Source organism: Stomatobaculum sp., assembly GCF_057248925.1.
The window spans coordinates 85,733-109,495 of the sequence record NZ_DBHIHF010000005.1 but is presented as its reverse complement, the minus strand read 5'-3'; the positions used below and the strand labels follow the sequence as shown (position 1 = coordinate 109,495).

24 protein-coding genes are annotated in these 23,763 nt (G+C 57.1%); 19 read left to right on the top strand and 5 right to left on the bottom strand.

Going from position 1 to position 23,763, the window contains the following annotated elements:
• The first annotated feature begins 59 nt into the window (after positions 1 to 59).
• A complete protein-coding gene (locus tag ACO4XG_RS02880) occupies positions 60 to 617 on the top strand; it encodes an IS3 family transposase (protein ID WP_308508663.1) in 558 nt (185 codons plus the stop codon).
• A gap of 473 nt (positions 618 to 1,090) precedes the next feature.
• Here the strand turns inward: ACO4XG_RS02880 and ACO4XG_RS02875 are convergent, their stop codons facing one another.
• Positions 1,091 to 1,765, bottom strand: coding sequence for a Crp/Fnr family transcriptional regulator (locus tag ACO4XG_RS02875; RefSeq protein WP_308508664.1), 675 nt, complete (start codon positions 1,763 to 1,765; stop codon positions 1,091 to 1,093).
• 3 nt (positions 1,766 to 1,768) lie between these two features.
• Positions 1,769 to 2,479 (bottom strand): CPBP family intramembrane glutamic endopeptidase, encoded by a 711-nt coding sequence (locus tag ACO4XG_RS02870; protein WP_308508665.1) that lies wholly within the window; start codon positions 2,477 to 2,479, stop codon positions 1,769 to 1,771.
• A gap of 152 nt (positions 2,480 to 2,631) precedes the next feature.
• Here ACO4XG_RS02870 and ACO4XG_RS02865 point away from each other — a divergent pair, with 152 nt between their 5' ends.
• From ACO4XG_RS02865 to ACO4XG_RS02820, 10 genes are all read left to right on the top strand, one after another.
• Positions 2,632 to 3,291, top strand: coding sequence for a cupin domain-containing protein (locus ACO4XG_RS02865; RefSeq protein ID WP_308508666.1), 660 nt, complete (start codon positions 2,632 to 2,634; stop codon positions 3,289 to 3,291).
• Between the two features lie 112 nt (positions 3,292 to 3,403).
• Positions 3,404 to 4,708, top strand: coding sequence for an MATE family efflux transporter (locus tag ACO4XG_RS02860; RefSeq protein WP_308508667.1), 1,305 nt, complete (start codon positions 3,404 to 3,406; stop codon positions 4,706 to 4,708).
• A 251-nt stretch (positions 4,709 to 4,959) separates the two neighbouring features.
• The gene (locus tag ACO4XG_RS02855) at positions 4,960 to 5,208 is read left to right on the top strand and encodes a hypothetical protein (protein WP_308508668.1); all 249 of its coding nucleotides are present in this window, start codon (positions 4,960 to 4,962) and stop codon (positions 5,206 to 5,208) included.
• A 19-nt stretch (positions 5,209 to 5,227) separates the two neighbouring features.
• Entirely contained in the window at positions 5,228 to 5,785 is a 558-nt protein-coding gene (locus ACO4XG_RS02850; protein WP_308508669.1) for a hypothetical protein, read from the top strand.
• A 24-nt stretch (positions 5,786 to 5,809) separates the two neighbouring features.
• A complete protein-coding gene (locus ACO4XG_RS02845; protein ID WP_308508670.1) occupies positions 5,810 to 6,331 on the top strand; it encodes a nitroreductase family protein in 522 nt (173 codons plus the stop codon).
• Positions 6,332 to 6,333: 2 nt separating this feature from the next.
• Positions 6,334 to 7,152 carry a nitrilase-related carbon-nitrogen hydrolase gene (locus ACO4XG_RS02840; protein WP_308508671.1) on the top strand — a complete coding sequence of 273 codons (819 nt, stop codon included), beginning with the start codon at positions 6,334 to 6,336 and terminating at the stop codon, positions 7,150 to 7,152.
• Positions 7,153 to 7,199: 47 nt separating this feature from the next.
• On the top strand, positions 7,200 to 7,865 hold the full coding sequence (locus ACO4XG_RS02835; protein ID WP_308508672.1) for a nitroreductase family protein: 666 nt from the start codon (positions 7,200 to 7,202) through the stop codon (positions 7,863 to 7,865).
• 108 nt (positions 7,866 to 7,973) lie between these two features.
• A complete protein-coding gene (locus tag ACO4XG_RS02830) occupies positions 7,974 to 9,224 on the top strand; it encodes a M14 family zinc carboxypeptidase (RefSeq protein WP_308508673.1) in 1,251 nt (416 codons plus the stop codon).
• 163 nt (positions 9,225 to 9,387) lie between these two features.
• Positions 9,388 to 10,269 (top strand): YitT family protein, encoded by an 882-nt coding sequence (locus tag ACO4XG_RS02825; protein WP_308508674.1) that lies wholly within the window; start codon positions 9,388 to 9,390, stop codon positions 10,267 to 10,269.
• Complete coding sequence (locus ACO4XG_RS02820) at positions 10,269 to 10,919, top strand: trimeric intracellular cation channel family protein (RefSeq protein WP_308508675.1); 651 nt, start codon at positions 10,269 to 10,271, stop codon at positions 10,917 to 10,919. Before ACO4XG_RS02825 ends, ACO4XG_RS02820 begins: the two co-directional genes overlap by 1 nt.
• Before the next feature lie 50 nt (positions 10,920 to 10,969).
• Here the strand turns inward: ACO4XG_RS02820 and ilvN are convergent, their stop codons facing one another.
• Together ilvN and ilvB are read right to left on the bottom strand one after the other, a co-directional pair.
• Complete coding sequence (gene ilvN / locus ACO4XG_RS02815; RefSeq protein ID WP_009532921.1) at positions 10,970 to 11,443, bottom strand: acetolactate synthase small subunit; 474 nt, start codon at positions 11,441 to 11,443, stop codon at positions 10,970 to 10,972.
• Between the two features lie 11 nt (positions 11,444 to 11,454).
• A complete protein-coding gene (ilvB, locus tag ACO4XG_RS02810) occupies positions 11,455 to 13,077 on the bottom strand; it encodes a biosynthetic-type acetolactate synthase large subunit (RefSeq protein WP_308508676.1) in 1,623 nt (540 codons plus the stop codon).
• Positions 13,078 to 13,185: 108 nt separating this feature from the next.
• Here ilvB and ACO4XG_RS02805 point away from each other — a divergent pair, with 108 nt between their 5' ends.
• Both ACO4XG_RS02805 and ACO4XG_RS02800 read left to right on the top strand, forming a co-directional pair.
• The gene (locus ACO4XG_RS02805) at positions 13,186 to 13,911 is read left to right on the top strand and encodes an endonuclease III domain-containing protein (RefSeq protein ID WP_308508677.1); all 726 of its coding nucleotides are present in this window, start codon (positions 13,186 to 13,188) and stop codon (positions 13,909 to 13,911) included.
• Positions 13,912 to 13,922: 11 nt separating this feature from the next.
• The gene (locus tag ACO4XG_RS02800; protein WP_308508678.1) at positions 13,923 to 15,074 is read left to right on the top strand and encodes a DUF4317 domain-containing protein; all 1,152 of its coding nucleotides are present in this window, start codon (positions 13,923 to 13,925) and stop codon (positions 15,072 to 15,074) included.
• Here ACO4XG_RS02800 and ACO4XG_RS02795 read toward each other — a convergent pair.
• Positions 15,028 to 15,600 carry a shikimate kinase gene (locus ACO4XG_RS02795; protein ID WP_308508679.1) on the bottom strand — a complete coding sequence of 191 codons (573 nt, stop codon included), beginning with the start codon at positions 15,598 to 15,600 and terminating at the stop codon, positions 15,028 to 15,030. The genes ACO4XG_RS02800 and ACO4XG_RS02795 overlap by 47 nt on opposite strands.
• Before the next feature lie 151 nt (positions 15,601 to 15,751).
• On the opposite strand from ACO4XG_RS02795, the gene ACO4XG_RS02790 reads away from it, so the two are divergent.
• From ACO4XG_RS02790 to ACO4XG_RS02765, 6 genes are all read left to right on the top strand, one after another.
• On the top strand, positions 15,752 to 17,107 hold the full coding sequence (locus ACO4XG_RS02790) for a glucose-6-phosphate isomerase (protein ID WP_308508680.1): 1,356 nt from the start codon (positions 15,752 to 15,754) through the stop codon (positions 17,105 to 17,107).
• A complete protein-coding gene (gene rpiB / locus ACO4XG_RS02785) occupies positions 17,104 to 17,562 on the top strand; it encodes a ribose 5-phosphate isomerase B (protein ID WP_009532915.1) in 459 nt (152 codons plus the stop codon). The genes ACO4XG_RS02790 and rpiB overlap by 4 nt, the downstream gene beginning before the upstream one ends.
• A gap of 69 nt (positions 17,563 to 17,631) precedes the next feature.
• Positions 17,632 to 18,786 carry an exonuclease SbcCD subunit D gene (locus ACO4XG_RS02780; RefSeq protein WP_308508681.1) on the top strand — a complete coding sequence of 385 codons (1,155 nt, stop codon included), beginning with the start codon at positions 17,632 to 17,634 and terminating at the stop codon, positions 18,784 to 18,786.
• Complete coding sequence (locus ACO4XG_RS02775; protein WP_308508682.1) at positions 18,783 to 21,545, top strand: SMC family ATPase; 2,763 nt, start codon at positions 18,783 to 18,785, stop codon at positions 21,543 to 21,545. Before ACO4XG_RS02780 ends, ACO4XG_RS02775 begins: the two co-directional genes overlap by 4 nt.
• A gap of 119 nt (positions 21,546 to 21,664) precedes the next feature.
• Positions 21,665 to 22,411: an MBL fold metallo-hydrolase gene (locus ACO4XG_RS02770; protein ID WP_485129646.1), complete on the top strand. Its 747-nt coding sequence runs from the start codon at positions 21,665 to 21,667 to the stop codon at positions 22,409 to 22,411.
• Positions 22,408 to 23,754: a dihydroorotase gene (locus tag ACO4XG_RS02765; RefSeq protein WP_308508684.1), complete on the top strand. Its 1,347-nt coding sequence runs from the start codon at positions 22,408 to 22,410 to the stop codon at positions 23,752 to 23,754. The genes ACO4XG_RS02770 and ACO4XG_RS02765 overlap by 4 nt, the downstream gene beginning before the upstream one ends.
• The last annotated feature ends 9 nt before the right edge of the window (positions 23,755 to 23,763 follow it).

Below are 23,763 nucleotides of genomic sequence, written 5' to 3'. Positions count from 1 at the left end.
ACAGTTCGCCGGAGGAATTATTTCAGACTGTCCTACTTGATCTTGCAATCTAGAGGATTATGGAAAAATACAGCCTGTATTGCCCGATTCGCAGAGCGAATCCTTATCGGAGACTTGTAAAGGCCACTCACACGAGTCATATAGCGCCAAATCTGATTAACCGGGAATTCACTGCTAAGGGACCACGCATGGTGCTGCTGACAGACGTAAGCTACATACCGTACAATGGCACGTTCTGTTATCTATCAACGATACTGGATGCTTACACAAGACAGGTACTGGCCTATAAGCTCAGCGAGTCTTTGGAAGTGGATTTTGTCCTTCAGACCATTGTACATATGGTCGATAAACATGGGATATCTCTTCAGGCAGAGACCATAGTTCATTCTGATCAGGGGTTTCACTACACCAGCTTGAAGTTTATACAGATCCTAAAGGATTCCGATCTACGGCAGTCGATGTCCCGTCGAGGAAACTGCTGGGATAATGCTCCCCAGGAAAGCTTCTTCGGGCACATGAAGGATGAAATCGACCTTTATGGCTACACTCACTTTTCACAGGTCAAACGAATCATAGATGACTGGATGGACTACTACAACACAGAACGTTATCAGTAGCAGCTTGCAAAGCTGGCTCCGGACGAATACTACAGGTACATCACAACCGGGGTATATCCACTGTCAATCAAAGAACCTAGACCGGCTGAGTAATCGGCCGGTTCCAAGAAGAACAGCCTGACAAAAATCTAATGGTTTCTAATGTGCTCTGTGTCCTTGACAAGGGGTACACTTTACTTCAGGCGTCCACGGATGCTGCTTTCCATGCTTTAGGACCTGGGAGCCATTTGCCTTTTCGGCACGAGCCCATCGACGAATCATGGCGTGAAAGTTACCCGGATCGTTATAACCCTCTGGTGTCTCTGGCTATTTCCCCTGTCGATACAGGTCGACACACATCTTCTTGAATTCATAATCATAGCGCATGATAAAACCCTCCTTACTGTGACACTTTCGTGTCCAGTAAAGAGGGTACATATCAGGCAGGCGTCGGAACCGCTTTTTGCAAGCCGTACGGAGAAGAAAAGCCGGACTCAGTCGAGGAAATCCGGATCCAGAATGACAATCTCCTTGCCGTCCATTGCGATGATACCTTCTTCCTGCATGCGAGACAGCTCTCTGGAGAGAGCGCTGCGGTCCGCGTAGAGAAAGCTCGCGAGCTCGGTTTTCGAGAGCGGGAGTTTCCGGATGCCGTTTTTCTGCTTGGGCAGGGTAGTGAAGTAGAGCTTTAATTTGTCGCGCAGTTTTTTTTGCCCGAGAATGCGAATTTTCTGTGTGAGCAGAAAAGAGCGTCTGGCGAAATAGCCGAGCAGGTTTGCGGCGAGCTGCGTCTCCGCGGCGCTCTGGCGCGCGGCATTCTGCAAGAGGCGTGAGAAGTCCAGAAAGAGCAGGGTACAGTCGGAGACTGCGCGGAGATGAATGGGGCTGTCAGTGACCTTGGCGCAGAGCATCATGGCACCGAAGACATTGCCGGGTTCAATCCGGGTCACACTGACCAGGGAGGCATTTTCATCGTAAAAGGAAACTTCGAGAACGCCCGAGAGCACCAGTCCGGCGCGTTTGCCGGAATCCCCGATTTGAATCACTGTCTCGTTCTTCGGGAAGAAGTCTTCTTTGGCGGAGAGTGCAGCGAGCAGATTTTCATAGTCGCTCTCTGCGATGCCGGCAAAGAGCGGGCAGGTTCTCATGACGGGAAAGGCTTTTTTCATAGCTCAGGCTCCTTTGACTGCCTGCAGTAACAGAAGAAGAAGGACGGCGAGCAGATTGTTGACGAAGTGAAGAGCAATCGGAAAAATTATATTTTTTCGCGTCTCATAGAGCCGGCAGAGGAAAAAGGCGAGCGGCAGATAGATGAGTGTGGCAAGCATATCCCGCAGCTTGCCGCTTGTCAGGGCCGCCGCACCGTGGAGCAGTGAGAAGGTGACCATTGAGACAAAGTAGGCGAGCAGACGGCTCTTCGCATAGAGGCGGTTAAAAATGATATTCCGGAAAACCAGTTCCTCGACGACCGGAGCGAATACGACGGCGAGCAAAATCAGAAGCCAGAGATAACCGCCGGCCGCCAGACCGCCGAGCACATTCTGATTCTGGTTGCTGATGTGGAAATGCCGCAGCAGGAGATTAATCAGAATATTGCAGAGATAGATGATGAGCAGCGCGAGAAACACCACGCGGCAGTTCTTGCCGAAATGCGCGCGGAATTTTTCATAGTCTTCGCGGAGCACTTTCCTTTTCTGCCAAAAGAAAATCAGAAAGGTGAGCAGTGTACCTGCGCCGTAAGCGCCGTAGTAAACCGCGCCGTTTCGAAAGAGCGGGATGTGTGCGGCGGCAAAGGCGAGCAGGAGTGAGAGAACCAGGGTGTAGAAGACAAAATAGGTGATGAGCAGAAGCACATCACTTTTCCGGGAATTTTGAATTTTCATAGTACCTCCGAGCAAATAGTTTGGTAAAACTATACTGGAAACGGCGAGAAAAGACAAGAGCGCCGGGAGGAGGGCAAATGAATGAGCGCAGCGAAATCTCCTTGCGAAAGAGCAGAGTATCTGCGATAATAGTTGACGAAAGGAGGAGACTTATGGAGAGAAAGTTTTCGCTTTCAGAGGATCACGCGCCGAAGGCAGGACTCACGATTTCCACGCGAGAAACGGAGAGCGGCAGCGTCGGTGTGACGTATTTTTCGCTCGGCGGCAACACAGATATCAGCGCGGAGCGCTATCCGGAGGACGTACTCTATCTCGGTAATTTCGGGAGCGGCGAGTTCCGGCTTCGCAACGCGGTGGAGGACAAGGAGAAGTGCCGGACGCTTACAGCGGGGACTGCGATGCTGGTCAGAAAAAATACGCTCTGCGGTGTGCGAACGGAAGAGGGATTCATTTATACGGAAGTGATTCCGGGAAAGGATATTACAATGAACGAACGGGTTAAGGCAGGTGAGGTATTTCGGCTCGGCGATTTGCTTTCCTATGAGAAGGGGAGCGTCGTCAATATGGATGTTGCATCCAATCCGAACATGAAGTTTGTAGTCATGGCGTTTGATGCGGGCACAGGGCTCTCGGAGCACAGCGCGCCCGGAGATGCGCTGATTTTTGCGCTGGAGGGCGAAGGCGAGATTGTCTATGAGGGCACGCCGCACAGCCTGAAAGCGGGTGACCAGTTCCGCATGGCAAAGGGCGGACGGCACAGCGTCAAGGCCAACGGGCAGTTCAAGATGGCGCTGCTGCTCACGCTGGCGTGAGCACGATGAAAGGCAACAAGAGGCGGAACTCTTTCGAGGGTTCCGCCTCTTGACTTTTGTGCGCCGATTCTTTTAGTATAACAATAAAGAACATAAGTAAACTGGGGGAAGTGTGAGTCGCGAGAAGGAATTTCTGGAGTATGTTTTGTCGAGTATGCTTGCCATGATAGGACAGTCGATTTATATTCTGGCAGACACCTATTTTGTCGCCAAGGGACTTGGCGCCAACGGCCTTGCCGCGCTCAATCTGGCCATACCGATTTATAATTTTATCAACGGCGTCGGCCTGATGATCGGCATCGGCGGCGCGGCGCGCTTCATTATATCCCGCACGGTCGGAGACGCCGAGCGCTCCAGGCGGATTTATACGACAGCTGCAATTTCCGGTGTGCTGGCCGGACTCTGTTTTTCTCTGCTCGGCCTTTTCTTTGTAGATCCTCTGACCGTGCTTCTCGGCGCGAAGGCAGAAACCTACGAGATGACAAAGATTTATCTCCGCATGGTGCTGCTCTTTGCCCCGGCGTTTATCTCGAATTCGATTTTTTCGGCTTTTGTCAAGAACGACGGAGGCCCCAAACTTGCAATGCTCGGCATGATTGCGGGCAGTGTCTTTAATACGATTTTTGACTATATTTTTATTTTCCCGATGGGACTCGGTATTTTCGGCGCGGTGCTCGCGACGGTCTTTTCGCCTGTCATGGGTATTCTGGTGCTCTCGTTGCATCTGATCCGGAAAAAGAGTAGTTTCTATCCGGTCAAGCGGGGCTATCGTTTCGAAGAACTGCGGCGCATGCTTTCACTCGGCGTTTCCTCGCTGATCAGTGAGATTACGACCGGCATCGTGATGATTGTCTTCAATAGTATCATTCTGCGCCTCGCGGGCAATGCCGGGGTTGCGGCCTACGGCGTTCTGGCAAATATCATCCTCGTCGTGATTGCGGTTTACAACGGCATTGCACAGGGATCCCAACCGCTATTCGGGCGCTTTTTCGCGTCGCACGACACTGAAAAGCTGCATCTCACCTATCGCGACGCCTTGATCGCGGTCGGACTTGCCTCGGCTGTTTTCTATGGCGCGACGATGGGCTTCCCCGCACAGATTACGGCGCTCTTTAATCACGAGAACAATGCGGAGATGCAGCGGCTCGCCGTGGAGGGCTTCCGCCTTTACTTTACGAGTTGTGTGTTTCTCGGGTTTAACTTATTGACCATTATGTACTTCGTGTCGACGGCGCGGGACAAGCAGGCACAGGTTTTGTCACTGCTCCGCGGAGTTGTCCTGGTGTTGCCGTTCTTGTTGCTCTTCTCCGCACTCTTTGGCATGACCGGCGTCTGGATTGCGATGCCGGCGGCAGAGATTGTGGTCACAGGCATAGGCATCCGTATGCTGCGGGGAAAGGAAAGAAAAGTGGCGTGACAAAACCGGAAGAAGAAATTGCTGTGAGGGTGGCGCAACACAGAGACGAACTCATGGCGCGGCGCCGCAGCGAGCAATCGATCCGATTCCGGCGGGACAGAGCGCCAATGTGATTCCGGACCGGGCGGTGCTGCTCGGAACCGGCCGCTGATTTGATGCAAAGGTCAGAGAGCGCTTCCCGGCACTTTTACAGCGGATTGCGCGCGCCGGGCTCTGTCTTTGGTGATCGATTGCGGTCGGGCGGTGTCCGCATGCGCGGCGAGGACTTCGCAAAATATGAAAACCCGAAGTGTTTTCCGGCACGCGGCGGTGGGAGTGAGGACGCAGAAAAGCGCTATCCGAATCACAGCCCGCGGTTTCAAATCGAGGAAGGCGCCCTTGCGTCCGGCGTCCGTTTTTTGTCAAGTATGCCTTTTGTTATGGCGAAGCGCTTTGACGGGGAATTCATCAAAAATTCATGGCATTTTGCAGAGAACCGTAGCAAAATAAGAGTAGCATAACAACAAGAGGAAAAGTACGATGGGTGAGCAGAGAGAGAGCGGCATGCGCTACGAGACGGAGACCGTGTTTACGGAGGAGGCTGTGCGGGGGTTATTTCGCGCACAGTTCCTTTTATTTGAAAAGTTGCGAATCTGGAGCCGGGTTGCGATGGGCGCAGTGCTGACTGCCTTCGGGTTCAGCCCTGTGTTCGGGACACCGCAGCGGGTGCTCTGTATTGCGCTCGGTATCTGGCTGTTGCTGGGCTGGAATACCGTCGCAAAGGCACGGGCGGACGCCGTCTTAAAACAGCGCGGCGACGCCGAGGGACATGTCATCTACCGCTTTGCGGAGGAAGAAATTCAGATTGAGGACAGCGGATCCTGGAGATACGAGGAGCTTCTGCGCCTCGCAAAGGACGCACAGCGCTTTTACCTGTTCCGCAATCCGCAGACCGCGGTTGTCGTCGACATGGGAGCGCTGCAACCGGCGGATGCGGCCGGGTTTGCGGCGTGGATTGAGCAGAAAAGCGGCAAAAAGTTCCGCTCACTCGGCGCAGGATTTCCGCTGTTCTGGAACCGGAAGAAGAAGGCTTCCTGAGGCAGGAGAAGGAGAAGGTTCAGTATGGATAAGATTGATTTTTTGGAATTTGCGCGTGCGCGCTATTCCTGCAGAAAGTTGACGGGGGCGCCGGTGGCGGCGGAGAAACTGGAGCGAATTTTAGAGGCGGCCCGAGTGGCGCCGACCGCAAAGAATTTACAGCCTTATCGCCTGTTTTTGCTGGAGAGCCCGGAGGCGCTGGCAAAGGTACATGAGATAACGCCCTGCATTTTCGGAGCCAACTGCTTTTTGATGGTGGCGGCTGTTCCGGGCGAGGCCTGGGTGCGTGAGTTTGATCAAAAGAATTTCGCGGAGATAGACGCCAGCATCGTGGCGACGCATATCATGCTTGCAATCGAGGCGGAGGGACTCGGCACGACCTGGGTGGGGCATTTCGACGCACCGCGCGCGAAGGAGCTCTTCCCTGCGATGGCGCCGTACGAACTGATTGCGCTCTTCCCGATCGGGGAAAAGGCAGCGGAAGCGCATCCGGCGCATCTGCATGAGAAGAGAAAGCCGACTGCGGATTTCTTGGAGCGCTTCTGACGATGCGGCACACCTTTGCGATTGCCCAGATGACGGTGGCCGAACAGGTGACCGAGAATAGAAAGAAAATGGAAGCGATGATGCGGGAAGCGCGGGAGCGCTTCCGGGCGGAGCTGATTCTGTTTCCGGAGACCTGCATGGCGGAATTTTCGCGCGGGATGACGCGAGAGATGCGCGCGGAGACCGCGGAACCGTTGGACGGGACTTTTGTCAGTGCCGTGCGGGAACTTGCCGCCCGGTTTTCGCTCTGGACAGTCTTCGGCTTTTACGAGCGCTCGGAGACGGCGGACAGCGAAAACCGCAGCTATAACAGTGCGCTGATTCTGGATGACAAGGGAGAGATTCGCGGTCATTACCGGAAGACGCATCTCTATGACGCCTTCGGGTACCGGGAGTCGGATGACTATCTGCGCGGGGAGCGGCTGTTCCGGCCGATTGACAGCCCGTTCGGGAAGCTGGGACTCTTTGTCTGCTATGAGCTCCGTTTTCCGGAAGTTGCGCGGGCTGCGCGGGCGGGCGGTGCCGAAATCCTGTTGATGCCCTCGGCCTGGGTCAAGGGCGATTTAAAGAGCGAACACTTCCGCACATTGCTCAAGGCGCGTGCTGTTGAGAATACCTGCTATCTGCTCGCGGCAAATCAGTACAGCAAAATTCGCATGGGAGAGAGTGCGGCCATAGACCCGATGGGCGTTGTGACGGCGAGCGCGGGTGAGGGCGAGCTGGTATTTCCGGTCTACTTGGACAGTGAGCGGCTTCGTGAGGTGCGCGCAAAGCTCCCGAGTTTTGAGGACAGACGGGAAGAACTCTACGGAAGCTTATAAAGAAATACGACGAACCGATGTCAAAGCGAAATTTGAGGAAATGCGATATGACGATTTGGGAAGCAATTGAAGAGCGGCACACAGTGCGGCAGTTTACGGATGAGGCGGTCGAAGAGGAAGTGCTGGAAGCACTGCAAGAGCGCATTCAGGCACTGAATGCGGAATTCGGTCTGAAGCTTAGCCTACATGCCAACGAAGAGCTGCAGCTCTGGCCGGGCATGACGCTGTTTTTCTCGAGCGGCGTCGAGAACTTTATTCTGCTCGCCGGACCCCACGGCAGCAAGGCGGCCGAGCGGGTCGGGTACTGCGGTGCGAACCTTTTGCTGCTGGCACAGCAGGAGGGCATTAACACTTGGTGGATTGGCGGCACCTACAGCATGAAGAAGGTGGAGGGAGAGGCCGGCGGTGAGCTCTACGGCGTGATTGCGTTCGGCTACGGCAAAGAGGAAGGAAAGCCGCATCGCTCCAAGGACGCGATGCGCGTGAGCCGCTATGAGGGCAGTGAGCCGGAGTGGTTTTCGCACGGCGTGGAGGCCGCACTGCTCGCGCCGACGGCGATGAACAAGCAGGCCTTTATGATTACCGGCAAGGATGCTCTGGTGCAAGTCAGTTATAAGGCAGGTGCTTTTTCGGATGTGGACCGCGGTATTATCAAGTATTTCTTTGAGCAGGGCGCGGGCAAGGAGAATTTCCGCTTCGCGGATACGGAATAAAACTCAGATTCTTAACAAAATCGTCGGTATTTTGTAACGCCTACCTGTCGTATAATTGGGATAGTTCGCAATTTCGCGCAGCAATGCGCTTTGACGACGGAGGTGGAGATGAAGAGAAAACAGCGGATGCGACTGTGGGCGGCAGCGCTCTCGGTTTGCATGGCAGCAGGAATGGCACAGCCCGCGATGGCCGGCGTTGTGAAAAGGAGCGCAGCGCAGGCGGGCGGCAGAACCGCGGACAGCGCGCCGAGTAATACGGCGGAGGCGGCGCAGACCGACTTCTATTTTGCAGGGCAGGAGATGTATACCTACCAGCGTCTGGAGGCGGATATGCAGCTTCTCAAGTCAAAGTATGAGGGTGTCACGACGGATTCGATCGGAAAAACGGTGGACGGCAGAAACATCTACCGCATTGTAATCGGCAATCCGAACGCGGAGAAGAAAGTGCTGGTGCTCGCGGCAATCCATGCGCGCGAGTATATCACGACGCCGCTCGTGATGCGGCAGGTGCGGGAGATGCTGGACCGGAAGGCGAGCGGAGAGACTGCGCTGAACGATGTCTGCATCCAGTTTGTGCCGATGGCGAACCCGGACGGCGTGCAGATTTCCCAGCGCGCATTGGACGGTCTGAACAACGCAAATTCCAAGCAGACCGTACAGCGTATCATTGAGAGCTGGGCAGACTGGGGGCTTCTGGAGAACAAGGACAAGTACAATTGGTATCTGAACAAGTGGAAGAACAATGTGAACGGTGTCGACCTGAATCACAATTTTCCGACCAAGGGCTGGGCGCAGTTAAACGATAACCGCGGCAAGGCGTCCTCGGAGTTCTACAAAGGACCGTCGGCCGCTTCGGAGCCGGAGACCCAGGCAATCATAAAGCTCGTGAATGAGCAGAAGTTTAGCGAGGTCATCAATTACCACGCGCAGGGACAGATTATCTACTGGTCGCAGATGCATGCCTCCAAGGAGGTGCAGGCCAAGGACAAAGCGATGGCGGTGATTGCGGCGCGTCGCACCGGCTATGCGCTGGTGGATCCGGCCGCGGACGGATCCCGCTATGGCGCAGGCTTTAAGGACTGGCTCGACTGGGAAAAAGGCATTCCGAACATCACGCTCGAGGTGGGACTCGGTGTCTCGCCGGTGCCGGAGAACCAGATTGAGAAAATCTGGCAACAGAATCAGGGACTGCTTCCGGAACTCGTGAACGCACTGCTCGGCCGTAGCGGCGAGAGCATCTCGAACGGCGCATCGACAGCCGCCGCGGGCAATGTAGCGCAGGACAGCGGCGTGCGCTATGTCTCGCCGAAGGGCAGCGGCGATGCGAACGAGAGCCTGACGGCCCCCGGTGCAGAGTGATATCGGAAAGATAAATGACTGATTATAGAGAAAAGACACCCGTTTTCCGAGCAGTTCTGATACCCTGTTCGGGAAACTAGGGTGCCTTTTTTCGCGCTTGTCTCTTTAGGACAAAGCGTTATAATAAAGAAGCACGAAAAAAAGAAGACAGGACGGGGTTTTTATGGAAAAATTGCGGAAAATGCTGAGGGGAATGGAATATAAGGAGAAATTAATCGGTCTCCTGCAAATCATTGTAGGCAATGTAGGCTATGCGCTGGTCGTACAGCTTTTTATTTTGCCCATGGATCTCCTCACCAGCGGAACCACGGGTATTTCCCTCGTGTTACACAAGGTTACGGGACTTCCGGTGCCGCCGCTCCTGCTCGCTCTGAATATATTTACGCTGTTGCTCGGCTTCATCTTCATCGGCAAGGGCTTCGGCATGTCGACCATTCTAAGCTCCTTCATCAGCCCGATTGCGCTGGAGTTCTGGAGCCACGCACTGAAGGGCGTGGTGCTCACGCAGAATCTCATGCTGAATGCGATCTTTGCGGGACTCGGAACCGGTCTCACGCTCGGCATTGTGCTCCGCGCGGGCTCTTCGACCGGCGGTATGGATGTAATTCCGATTATGGCAAAGAAGTATTTGAGCCTGCCGCTCGGCGCCGGCTTCATCATCACGGATATGATTACGCTGCTCTCGCAGGGACTCCTCTTCTCCTGGGAGCGCGTGCTCTTCGGTCTGATTTGTGTCATTGTGACTTCCATCTCGATCGATAAGATGACGCTGATCGGAACCACACGCACCGAAGTCAAGATTATCAGTGAGAAACCGGAGGAAGTGAAGAACGCCATACTCAAGGAGATGGGACGCGGCGTGACCATGCTGCATGCGGACCGCGGATACACGAAGCGGCCCACCCAGGTGGTGCTCTCGGTCATCTATAACCGCGAACTGCCGCAGATTATTCGCATTGCGCATGAGATCGATCCGGCCTGCTTTCTGATTGTGGGACGTATTTCGGAGGTTCACGGTGAGGGCTTTAGCCGCGGGGTAAGATAATGGTATTTTCAGTCATCGGTTTTATGGATTTACTCGGTACCATTGCGTTTGCAATTTCCGGCGCGCTGGTCGGTGTCAAGCGGGATATGGATATTTTCGGTATCAACATCCTCGCGGTCATCACGGCCTGCGGCGGCGGTATGACGCGTGATGTGGTGATCGGCAAGGAGCCGCCGGTCATGTTTGTGAATCCGATTTATGTGTTAGTTGCGGTGATTACGGCCAACATCGTCTTTCTGTATCTTTATACGAACCGCCGTCTGCCGGGTTCGAAGAAGACGCTGAATGCACTGCTCTTCTGGTGTGATACCTTGGGGCTTGCGGCCTTCACGGTGGACGGTGTCTTTGCCGGGATTAACATTGGCATGAACCGCCTGTTCCTCTGCACCTTCCTCGGAACGGTGACGGGAGTCGGCGGCGGTGCAATTCGCGATATCTTCGCGAACCAGATGCCCGAGATATTCTGGAAAAACATCTATGCGATGGCCTCGGTGCCGGGAGCCATCCTGACGGTTCTCGCCTGGCGGATGCTCGGCTCGGAAAACAAGGCTGCGCTGATCGGCAGCCTTTGTGTGATTCTGGTGCGCTGCGTAGCCGTGCGCTATGACTGGAACCTGCCGCGGGTGCCGAAGCGCAGCGGACAAGCCTGAGACAGAAAACAGGAGCTGTGAAGAATGTTTCTTCACAGCTCCTGTTCTCTTCAGTCCTTGCTCACGCAGATACTGCCGGTGCGCTGAATCTCGAGAATGCCGTAATTTCGCACGAGTTCAATGAAATTCAGAATGGCCTCGGGCTCGGCGGTCAGCTGAATGACCATGGTCTTCTGCGAGAAGTGGACCACTTTCGCGTCGGTTACGGAGCAGAGCTCTATGAGGGAGGCACGCGTGGTCACGGAGTGCGCGACCTTGATTAACATCATCTCTTTTAAGATGGAGCTACTCTCTTCGAGTCGCCGCACTTTGATCACATCGATCTTTTTGTTCAGGTGCTTTTCGACCTGGTCGAGGGTACGGCTGTCGCCGCTCGAGACAATGGTCATACTGGATACATCGTGCTGTTCGGTCTCGCCCACCGCGAGGCTGTCAATGTTGAAGCCGCGGCGCGCAAAGAGACCCGCAATCTGCGAGAGCACGCCGTCACGGTTCTCGACCAGCACAGAAAAAATTCCTTTCATAGGGCTCCTCCTTACTGGGTGTTGTTCTCGCTGTCCACATCGCAGACCATGAGTGCGGCTGTCTCGCAGGCGAGGAAGGCATCCAGCGTTTCTCCGAGCGCAGCATTGTTGTCACAGTGGAAGTAGGCCATATCATAGGCAGCGGCGATATGCGAATAGCGGGGGTAGTCAAAGAGCTCGACTGCCTCATAGCGACGGTTGTATGTTTTCGCCTGGTATTCGCGGACCAGTCCGAGGAAGCGGTTCTTCATGATCAGAATTTTGACCGGGAGTTTTTGGACGGCAATGGTGCCGAGCTCATAGAGGGACATCTGGAAGGAGCCGTCACCGCAGACTGCGACGACCTGGCGCTCCGGCGCGGCAAACTTTGCACCGATGGCCGCGGGGATCGAGTAGCCCATGGTACCCATGCCGCCGCTTGTCAGGAAGCGACCGCGCTTCATCACATAATTGTCGGCGGACCAGAGCTGATTCTGACCGACATCCGCCACATAGATGGCATCGTCCTCCATCTTTTCGGAGAGCAGTTTCACGAGCTCCACCGGGTTTACGAGTTTGTCGCTGAAGCGGCGCAAATCCACGGTGCTGTGCTTCTTCTCTTCGAGTTCCCGGAGCCACGCGCTCGTATCAATCGAGATGGGCGCCTCGGCGAGGGCCGCAAACACAATTTTCGAATCGCCGACCAGCGGAATCGTGGGACCTAAGTTCTTGCCGATTTCCGCAGTGTCAATGTCAATGTGGATGATGTTGACGCGTTGCTCCAGATTTTCCGGCTTGGGGACAGCGCGGTCCGCGATGCGTGCGCCGACGATAATCAGGAGGTCGCTCGCGGCAACGGCGCGGTTTGCGTAGGGCTTTCCGTTGTTGCCGAGCATGCCGAAGTTGAGCGAGTGATTTTTCGGCAGTACGCCGATGCCCATCATCGTGTGGACGAGCGGAATCCGGTACTTTTCGCAGAAGGCACGGAGTTCCGCTTCGCCCTGTCCGAGAATCACGCCGCCGCCCGCGCAGACCAGCGGCTTTTTCGCCTTTTGAATCGCGGCAATCACGCGGGACAGCTGGAGGCTGTTGCCCTTGACGTTCGGCTTATAGCCGCGCATCGTGAGCTGTTCGGGATAGGCGAAAGCCTTTTTCAGCGTCTGCATCTGGACATCAATCGGAATATCAATGAGCACGGGCCCCTTGCGGCCGGAATTCGCGATGTAGAAGGCCTCTTTGAAGACGCGCGGAATCTCGTCGGCATTTTTGACGAGGTAGGAGTATTTGACAAAAGACTCGGTCGCGCCGCGCATATCCGCTTCCTGAAACACATCGCGTCCGAGGAGAGAGGAGTTGACCTGTCCCGTGATGGCAATGAGCGGGATGGAATCCGCGTAGGCGGTCGCGAGTGCCGTGATTAAATTGGTCGCGCCCGGGCCGGAAGAGCTCACGCAGACCGCCGGGCGGCCGGTGATGCGCGCATAACCGCTCGCGGCGTGTCCTGCGGCCTGCTCCTGGCGTACCAGTATATGTTCGATCGATGCGTCTTGGTTCAGCGCATCCAAAAAGGGTGAAATTGCGACACCCGGATAACCAAAAATGCGGGAGATGCCTTCCGCGGTCAGGCATTTGACCATTGCCTCTGCACCGTTCATCAGCTTCGCCTCCTTTATTCCGTTGAAAATGAAAGTAGAAAGTATGATAGCATAAAGAGAAGGCGAAAGAAAGCCGGGAAGCGAGAGAGAAAGGCAAGACAGAGAGAAATGAAACAGGGAACAGAGAAAAAGACAGGGAGCAAGAAGGGAAAGCACGGTGAGGAGGCAGATTTGAACGCGCGTCGAGAACTCACAAAAAAAGTCATAGAGCGCTTAAAAGCGCTTTACCCGGATACGAAGTGTACCTTGACCTATGAAGATGCATGGCAGCTTCTGATTTCGGTGCGGCTCGCGGCGCAGTGCACGGATCTCCGCGTGGATCAGGTGACGCCGCGGCTTTACGAGCGATTTCCGACAGTACGGGCTCTTGCGGAGGCGCCGGTTGAGGACATAGAGGAAATTGTGCGTCCTTGCGGACTCGGCAATTCCAAGGCGAGGGACATCAAAAAGTGTATGACGGTGCTCCATGAAACATACCGGGATCAGGTGCCGCGTGATTTTAAGGCGCTGCTCGCACTGCCGGGTGTCGGCAGGAAGAGCGCCAATCTGATTATGGGAGATGTCTTCGGGGAACCGGCGATTGTCACCGACACCCACTGTATACGGCTCGTGAACCGCATCGGGCTCGTGGATCAGGTCAAGGAACCCGCGAAGGTCGAAAAGCTCTTATGGGATTTGGTGCCGCCGGAGGAGAGCAACCAGTTCTGCCACCGCCTCGTGGATCACGGCAGGGCGGTCTGCACGGCGCGGAAGCCGAATTGCGGAGGCTGTGTGTTGAACGATTTATGTCGCTACGCAAAAGAAGAGCAGCCCTTCGGGCTCGGAGAACTTTGAGGAGGAGAAGAATGGATAGAAAAGCAGTGCTCGAGGTGAGAAAATTATTTGACAAGAACGACTGCCGCATCGACCGCATGCGCGGCTGTTATGTGAACGGCGAGAAGCAGATACTCGCGGAAATTCAAGACCAGCTCTACAGCTTTGAGGACGAGGAACTGTTTCAGTACTGTGAGCTCTTTAAGAAGGCAGTCTCCGGAAGAATCGGACGGACGCTTTTTAACATCGAATTTCCGCTCGATGCGGAGAAGGAAGGCGGCGCGCAGGAGAAGCTGTACCGCCTCTTAAAGAGTGAGTTAAAGGATGAGGCGCTTCTGCAGGAATTTTTTCAGGATATGATTCAGCACTACGCCTTCACCGGCAATTATCTGATTCTCCTGGTGCACGGTGTCTACGATATTCCGGGGAGAACCAAAGACCGTGTCGGTTTAAGCGACGGCTCGGAATATGTGTACCCCTTCCTTGAGCTCTCGATTTGCCCGGTGGAACTGCTTCGCGAGGGGCTCTGCTACGATGCCGAGGCCAAGTCCTTCCTGAGTCGCATGGAGAACTGGAGCGTAAAAAAGCCGGATATCGGTCTTCTCTACCCGGCGTTCAACGAGAGGAATACGGATTTGCACGCGGCGCTCTGGTATGCGCGGAGCGAGAAGACGCGCCACGAGGAGCTCGCGGCAGTGCTCCTCGGAACGGAACTTCCTCGCGCCGAGAGTGCGGAGAAGGATGCCTTCCGGGAGATTGTCGAGCGCAGTCTCGGGGAGGACTGCAACTTTACCCTGGTGCAGAGCCTGCAGGAGGCGGTGAATCGCTTTGCGGAAGAGGCCGGAGACAGTGAAGTCACGGAGCCGCCGGTGTTATCGAAGGGCGAATTCAAGCGTCTGCTCGACGAGTGCGGCGCGGAGGAAGAGGCGCTGTCGCGCCTCGATGAAGTCTATGAAGAGGTGCTCGGGGAGAGCAGGGAAGCCCTGCTGGTCGAAAACCTGAGCGCGCCGAAGACACTTACGGTCGCGACGGATTCGCTGCAATTAAAACTGCAGAGCGATGCGAGCGAACTTCTCAGCACCCGGGTGATCGACGGCCGGGAGTATTTTCTGATTCCGGTCTCCGAGGACGTCACGGTCAACGGGATTCGTCTCCGGACAAAAACGGCTGCAGCAGACGAATGAGCGCATCCGTGATTTCCGCAGGGCTTAGGTGATCGGTTGCGATTTTCAGCGAGGCAGCGTCCTCGTAAAGCGGGAGGCGCGCCTGCATCATGGCAGCGATGTCGGCAGGGGTCTTCTTGTCTTTTAAGAGCGGACGGGCAGTATCGGTGCCGATGCGCGAAAAGACGGTCTCCGGCGTCGCCGTGAGGTAAATGACGGGGCCGAGCAGGCGCATCAGCGCGCGGTTTTCGCTGCGGAGTGCCATGCCGCCGCCGCAGGAAACCAGGCAGGGACTCTGCCCGCGGAGCCTTCGTAAAAATTCGGTCTCCCGGTCGCGGAAGGCCTGCTCTCCCTCACGCGAAAAAAAATCGGCGATGCTGCAGCCGAGCTCTTGTTCGAGGCAGGCATCGCTGTCCAGTGCGGGAAGGCCGAGCGCTGCCGACAGTGTGCTTGCGACCGTGGACTTGCCGCTTCCCATGAAGCCGATCAGGAAGAGGTGCTGCTTTAAGCGGTGACGAACCGCGGCGGAGGATGCATCAACGGACATAAAAGACTCCTTTTCTGTGAATCTCCGGTTGTTTCGGGGACAGTGTAACACGGGGCGCAGGGCTTTACAAACGACTGCGTTTTTCTTGTAAAATTGTGATAGAATGAAATGAAAAAGGATGCCGCGGGGCGCGGTGTGAGGAGGAAAAAATATGGGCTGCATTCAATTTGATTTGCGGGGCGCACTTTCTTTTCTGAGTGAGCGGGAACTGGTCCAGATGGAGCAGGCTGCGGAAACGGCAAAGGACGAACTGGTCGAGCACACGGGTGCGGGCAACGATTTCCATGGCTGGATGGATTTACCGGAAGCCTATGACAGAGAAGAGTTTGCGCGCATTCAGAAGGCGGCGGCGAAGATTCAGGGGGATTCGGATGTCCTGGTGGTCGCCGGCATCGGCGGCTCCTATCTCGGCGCGCGCGCGGCCATTGAGTTTTTGCGCCACGGGTTTTACAACCAGTTGCCGAAGGGCGAGCGGAAGACGCCGGAGATTTATTTTGTCGGCAACAACATGAGCGGGCAGTATATGAACGCACTGATCGATGTGATCGGCGAGCGCGACTTCTCGGTCAATGTGATTTCGAAGTCCGGCACAACGACCGAGACCGCGATCAGCTTCCGCGTTTTCAAGACTCTGCTCGAGAAGAAGTACGGCAAGGCTGGCGCGGCGGCCCGCATTTATGCGACGACGGACAAGCAGCGCGGTGCGTTAAAGCAGCTCGCGGACCGCGAGGGCTATGAGTGCTTCGTGATTCCGGATGATGTGGGCGGACGCTTCTCGGTGCTGACTGCGGTCGGTCTCCTGCCGATTGCCGTCTCCGGCGCCGACATCTCCCGCTTGATGGAGGGCGCGGCGGCAGAGCGGCAGGCGCTGCTCACCGAGGCGTATGCGGACAACGATGCGATGCGCTATGCGGTCGCGAGAACCGTCTTGAACCGCAAGGGTAAGGAGGTCGAGGTGCTCGCAAACTACGAGCCGAGTCTCGCGATGATTTCCGAATGGTGGAAGCAGCTTTTTGGCGAGAGCGAAGGCAAGGATCAGAAGGGCATTTTGCCGCACTCGGTCAACCTGACGACAGATCTCCACTCGATGGGCCAGTATATTCAGGACGGCAGACGCATCCTGATGGAGACGGTTTTGAATGTGGAGCAGCCGAAGAACGAACTTGTGATTCAGGAAGAGGCGGGCGATCCGGACGGCCTCAACTACCTTGCGGGCAAGACCATGGACTTTGTGTGCAAGAATGCGATGCGCGGCACCAAGCTCGCGCACATGGACGGCGGTGTTCCGGTCATGCAGATTAACATCCCGGCGCAGGATGAGTATTCGCTCGGCGCACTCTTCTATTTCTTTGAGTTTGCAGTCGGCGTGAGCGGCTACCTGCTCGGCGTGAATCCGTTTGACCAGCCGGGTGTCGAGAGCTATAAGCGCAACATGTTCGCACTGCTCGGCAAGCCGGGCTATGAGAAGGAGAGAGAGGCTCTCCTCGCACGGGAGGCACAGGAATGAAATTGGTGATTGCAAACGACCACGCGGCGGTCGACTTAAAGTTTGCGATTCTTGAACATTTAAAAGAGCGCGGCATCGAAGTCGTGAACATCGGCACGGACACGAAGGAGCGCTATCAGTATCCGCTCGCGGGGTATCGCGCAGCCAAGATGGTCGCGAGCGGTGAGGCGGACGGCGGCGTGCTGATTTGCGGCACGGGCATCGGCATCAGCCTCGCGGCGAATAAGGTAAAAGGCATACGCGCGGCGGTCTGCTCGGAGCCCTACAGCGCAAAGATGGCGCGGGAGCACAACAACGCGAATATGATTGCGTTCGGCGCGCGTGTGGTCGGTGAGGATCTCGCAAAGATGATTGTGGACAGCTGGCTCGATGCGAAGTTCCAGGGCGGCCGTCACGCAGAGCGGGTCGCGCTGATTGACGAGATCGAGGAGACGGGAGAACTCTCCTGCGAGTGACAAAAGTTGAGAAGCCGGGTCGGAGCGCGGTATGCAGCTCCGGCTCGGTTTTTTTGTGGAGGAGATAGGATGCGATTTTTTCATCTTTCGGATTTGCATCTCGGGAAGCGCCTGCACGAGTACAGCCTGCGTGAGGACCAGAGCGATATTCTGGAGAAGATTTTGCAGGCCGTCCGGCAAGAGAGGCCGGATGCCGTCTTGCTGTCAGGCGATTTGTACGATAAGACGATGCCGAGCGCCGAGAGCGTACAGCTCTTGAATTTATTCTTGGAAGCGCTCGCAGCGGAGCACTGCCCGGTGCTTGCGATTTACGGCAATCACGACTCTCCGGAGCGCACAGCCTACGGCGGCGGTCTCTTCCGGAAAGCACGGATTTACGTGTCACCGGTCTTTGACGGCATTGTGCGCCATGTGACGTTTTCGGACAATTTCGGCGCGGTTGATTTTTATCTGCTTCCCTTTTTGAAGCCCGCGACCGTGCGGAGCTTCTTTCCGGATGCCGCAATCGAGAATTATACCGATGCCGTCCGAACAGTTTTAGAGGCGACGCTTAAGACCGCGGACCCGACACACAGAAAAGTGCTGCTCGCGCACCAGTTTGTGACGGGCGCGCTGCGCTCCGACTCGGAAGAGACGGTGGTCGGCGGCCTCGATAACGTGGACGCTGCGGTCTTTCGGGGCTTTGACTATGTGGCGCTCGGGCATATCCACAGGCCGCAGAACGCGGGGAGCGAGCGCATCCGCTACTCGGGCTCGCCGCTCAAATACTCTTTTTCCGAGGCGGCGCAGGAAAAGAGTATCAGCCTTGTGACGCTCGGTGAACAACAGGCGGACGGAATGGCGGCGCTCAAGGTTGAAGAGTTGCCGCTCACGCCGCTTCACGAACTTCGCTGCCTCCGCGGAAGCTATGAAGAACTCACGGCACGGCCTTTTTATGCGCCGCTCTGCCTCGAGGACTATTACCGCATCACGCTGACCGATGAGAGCGATGTGCCGGGCGCCCTGCAACGCCTCAGAACCATTTATCACAATCTGATGGAGCTCGCCTATGATAACCGGCGAACCAGAACCCGGATGGCGCTCGGGCAACAGAGCCGCGCAGAGTCGAGAACGCCGGAGGAACTGTTCGCGGACTTCTTTCAGGAACAGAACGGGCGGGAGATGAACCCGCTCGAACAGAAGATGCTCACGCAGGCACTTGCGGAGCGGGAGGTGGACGCATGAGACCGCTGCTGCTCACGATGAAGGCGTTCGGCCCCTATGCGGGCGAGACGACAATTGATTTTGAGCGCTTCGGCGGCGCCGGACTGTATCTGATCACCGGCGACACGGGCGCGGGCAAGACGACGCTCTTTGATGCAATCAGCTTTGCGCTTTACGGCGAGGGGAGCGGCACGGTGCGAAAGCCCGAGATGCTTCGCTCAAAGTACGCTTCTCCGGAGCAGAAGACAGAGGTTTTATTCCGCTTTGAGGATAAGGGCGCAACCTACGAGGTGCGGCGCACGCCGAGCTACCTGCGCCCCGCGCGCCGCGGCAAGGGAGAGACTCAGCAGCTTCCGGAGGCGGAACTCCGGCTGCCGGACGGAAGCGTCAGAACTAAGGTCAAAGAGGTCAATGAAGCGCTCGAGGACATACTCGGGTTAAACCGCGAGCAGTTTTTGCAGACCGCGATGATTTCGCAGGGAGAATTCTTAAAGCTGCTGCTCACGAGTACGGAGGAGAGACAAAAGATTTTCCGCCGTATTTTTCACACGGAGCGTTTCGCCGCTTTGCAGGACAGGCTGAAACAGCAGAGTGCCGACTGTGAGCGGACTTGTGACCGGCTCGCGCAGAAGATAGAGAGCTGCGCAGAGCAGCTCAGGCTGGAGGGCGAGGCGGAAGCCCTGCGCGCGGCGGTGCTGTGCGGAGAGAAGCCGGCGGAAGAACTGTTCTCGCAGTTGCCGGAGCTGCTTGCGGAAGGAGAGCGGGAGCGGGAGAAGGCGGTCACGGTGCGGGCGGAGAAGGACAAGGAAATCACAATGCTCGCGGCGGAACTCGCGCGGGCGGAGGAGGCCGCAGAGCGGAAAAGACGCAGGCAGGAGAAGGCGCGTGAGGTTCTGGCCGAACAGCGGAAACTCGAGGCGCAGCGGCAGAGGGAAGCAGCTCTTTCCGCGGAGATTGCCGCAAAAAAGCCGCGCTGGGAAAAACTGCCGACCTACCGGGAGCTCCTGCCGAAGTATGAGGAAGTTGCTGCGCTGACGGAGGCGCGAAAGCGCGGCGAACAGAAAGTGCAGGCGGCGGAACAGGCGCTTCGGCGCGCGGAGGCAGACTTTACGGCGGCGGAGCGGGCGCTCGGCGCGGCGCGGGAAAAGCACCGGGAAATCGGCGGTGCCGGAGAAAACCTCGCGCGGGCAGAGGCCAAGGCAGAGTCACTGGCGGCGCGGCAGAAGCTGCTTGCCCTCGTGCGGCAGCAGATTGAAGACTACAAGCGGATTTACCGCGAGCGGCAGAGAGATCTGAAAAATTACAAAGAGAGCGATGCGGCCTATGAACAGGCGAATGCGGCCTATACGACAGCTTACCGGCAGTTTCTCGCCGGGCAGGCCGGAATTCTCGCGGAACAGCTGAAGGCAGGCGAACCCTGCCCGGTCTGCGGGAGCTTAAACCATCCGAAGATAGCGGTGAGAGCCGCCGGGACGCCGAGCGAGGCAGCACTGCAGGCGCTGGAGACGGACTGGAAAGCGTGCCGGAAGGCGGCCGAGCAGGCTGCAAAGCGCCACAGTGTAAGCCAGGAGCGAATGCTGGGGCAGGAAAAGAAACTCATTGAGCGGGCGGCCGAGCTGTTTCCGGGGATTGCCTTTCAGGATCTGGACCGCAGCGCCAAGGCCGAAGAGGCGATACTGCAGGCACAGATTGCGGAGAGCCGGGCTGTATCGGCGCAGTGCAAAGCGGCGGCTATGGAGTATCAGCGGCTCAGCGAGGAACTTCCGGCGCTCGAAGCACAGCGCGCGACACTTGAGACGGCGCGGGGCAATGCGCAGGAAGGGTTGAGTGCGGCGCGGCAAACACTCGAGGGGCTGCGCGCGGCCGAGGAAGCGGGAAAGAAACAGCTTCCGGCCGGAGAGGCCGCCGATTTGCAGCGCGAGATCCGGGCGCTCGAAACAGAACAGGAGACAGCGGAGAGAGACGAACAGGCGTTGCTCGCGGCGATTGCGGAGACCGCGCAGCGGCTGAGTCGCTTCGAGGGCGAGCAAAAGGCGCTCGCGTCGGAGCGCGAGGACTCGAACCCCGCAGATCTGGCTGCTTTGACGGCGCGACTTCGCGAGGCGGAGGCAGCGCGCGACGCGCTGCGAAAGCGCGCGGAACAGTGTAGCGCAGCCCTCTCGCGAAATCGAGAGGCCTTTCTCAGCTGGCAAAAATTTGCGACAGAGCAGGCGAAGGCATTGCAGCACTTCCGGGCGGCGAAAAGTCTCGCCGACACGGCGAGCGGACAGCTCTCGGGACAGGAGAAGCTGATGCTCGAAACCTATGTGCAGCTCGACTACTTTGAGCGCATCATTGTGCGCGCCAACATCCGCCTCATGGAGATGACTGAGGGGCGCTATGAGCTCGTGCGGAGCAAAGAGGCCGAGAACAAGAGATCGCAGTCGGGACTCTCGCTCGATGTAATCGATCACTACAATGGCGGTCAGCGCAGCGTGAAGAGCCTTTCCGGCGGCGAGTCGTTTCAGGCTTCGCTCGCGCTGGCGCTCGGGCTCTCGGACACGGTGCAGGAAGAGGCCGGCGGCATCCGCCTCGACGCGATGTTCATCGACGAGGGCTTCGGAACCTTGGATGAGGGGGCGCTCAGGAATGCACTGCAGGCACTCCTGAAGCTCGCGGCTGATGCGCGGCTGGTCGGCGTGATTTCCCATGTCCCGGAACTCAAGGAAAAGATTGAACGCCAGATTCGAATCCGGAAGCAGCCCGAGGGCGGGAGCTCCGCGGAACTCGTGCTACCCTGAGCAGAACGGAAAAAGGCTGTCGCGCGCCCTTTCCTATGTTATACTTGCTGTTGCTACAACAAGGGCCTGACGGACAGGCCGCAACAGAAAGTTGGGTGCCGTAAGAGATGAGAATCCGCTTGATTGGACACTCCGGATTTTATGTGGAACTGGAAGAGATGAATTTGCTCTTCGACTACTATCGGGGCGAGCTCCCCGCGCCTGACACAGATAAACCGCTCTTTGTGTTTGTGAGCCATGCGCATCCGGATCACTTTCAGAAGAGTATCTTTTCGCTCGCCGAGCGGGCGGACAATGTGGTCTACTTTCTCTCGGACGATATACGCCGTTCCGCGTTGCCGCTCTGGGTGCAGGGCAATGTCAAACTGCTCGCGCCGGAGACCGAGACCGAACTCTGCCGCCTCGTGCGGGATGCCGAGAGCGGAGAACCGCGGCAGGAGACCTTCTTGAAGGTCAATACCTACCGCTCAACCGATGAGGGCGTCGCGTTTTTGATCGACACGGCGGAGGCGCGCATTTACCACGCCGGCGATCTGAACGACTGGCACTGGGAAGAGAATACGGCGGCGGAGAACAATGCCCAGCGCACGCTGTATCTGGAAGAATTGCGGGAAATTCGCGCGGAAGTCGAGCGGAGCAAGCGAATACCGGACATTGCCTTTGTGCCGGTGGACTCGAGGCTCGGTGCGGATTACTGGCGCGGCGCGGACGCCTACATGCGGGAGGTCGGCGCGCGCTATCTGGTGCCGATGCATCTCTACGGCGATGTATCCGTGATTCAAAAACTGCGGGAGCGCGAGGCGTCACGGCCCTATCGCGACAGGATACTGGGGACAGGCAGAGAAGGTGAGGTGTTTACGCTATGATTATGTTGCAAGGGGTGCGGCTCTTGGATCCGCAGAGCAGAACGGATGACATCCGGGATATTTTGCTCGCTGAGGGCAAGATTATCCGCGTCGGAGAGGATCTCTGGCTGGATGCCTCGCTGATTGCACGGGCCAAGGGCGAGGTGCTCGAGGTCTTTGACTGCGCGGGGCTCTGCGTAGCGCCGGGGTTTGTGGACGGCCATGTGCATTTCCGGGACCCCGGACAGACGCACAAGGAAGATATTTTGAGCGGCGCGCGCGCGGCGGCGGCCGGCGGCTTTACCTCGGTGGTCTGCATGGCCAATACAACGCCGCCGATCGACAGCGAGGCGCGAATTGTCGAAAATATCCGGAAGGGCAGGACGACGGGCATCCGTGTGTACAGTGCGTCGACCGTCAGTCAGGGAATGCAGGGCGAGGCGCTCGTTGATATGAAGCTCATGAAAGAGAGCGGCGCCGTCGCCTTCACCGACGACGGCAGACCGCTTAACAATGAGGCGCTGATTCGGGAGGCCATGCAGAAAGCGCGCCGCTTAAAGCTGCCGCTCTCGTTCCACGAGGAAGATCCGCGTTTTGTGAAAGAGCCGGGCGTGAACAGCGGCCCCGCCGCGGAGCGTCTCGGCTTAACGGGCGCGGACCGGCAGGCGGAGATTGTGATGGTTGAGCGGGACTGCCGCCTTGCGCGGGAGACAGGCGCGGCGATTGTGATTCAGCATATCAGCGCAAAAGAGTCAGTTGAGCTTGTGCGTCGCGCGAAGCAGAGCGGCGTGCGGGTTTACGCCGAGGCGACGCCGCACCACTTCTCGCTGACCGATGACGCCGTGAGTCTCTACGGCACCAACGCCAAGATGAACCCGCCGCTCCGCGGAGAAGAGGATCGCATGGCCATCATCCGGGGACTTGCGGACGGCACCATCGATATGATTGCGACCGACCATGCGCCGCACGCAAAGGTTGAGAAGGACAGACCTTTCACCGAGGCGCCGAGCGGCATCATCGGTCTCGAGACCGCGTTTGCGCTCGGTTGCATGAATCTCGTGGAGCCCGGTTATCTGACGCTCTTACAGCTTGTGCAGCGCATGAGCACCGAGGCCGCGAAGCTTTATCAGCTGGACGCGGGCGTGATTAAGGAAGATCATCCGGCGGATCTCACGATTTTTGACCCGGCACAGAGCTGGGCCTATCTCGTGCCGGAATCCAAGTCCACCAATTCGCCCTGGCTCGGCAAGACACTCCGGGGCAAGGTACTGGTGACCATTTGCGCAGGGCGCGTTGTCTACGAGAATGAGCGCCTGTTTGCGGGCAGAAGGCTGCCGGTCGGCAGCAAGAAAAAAACACTGTGATGAGGAGAG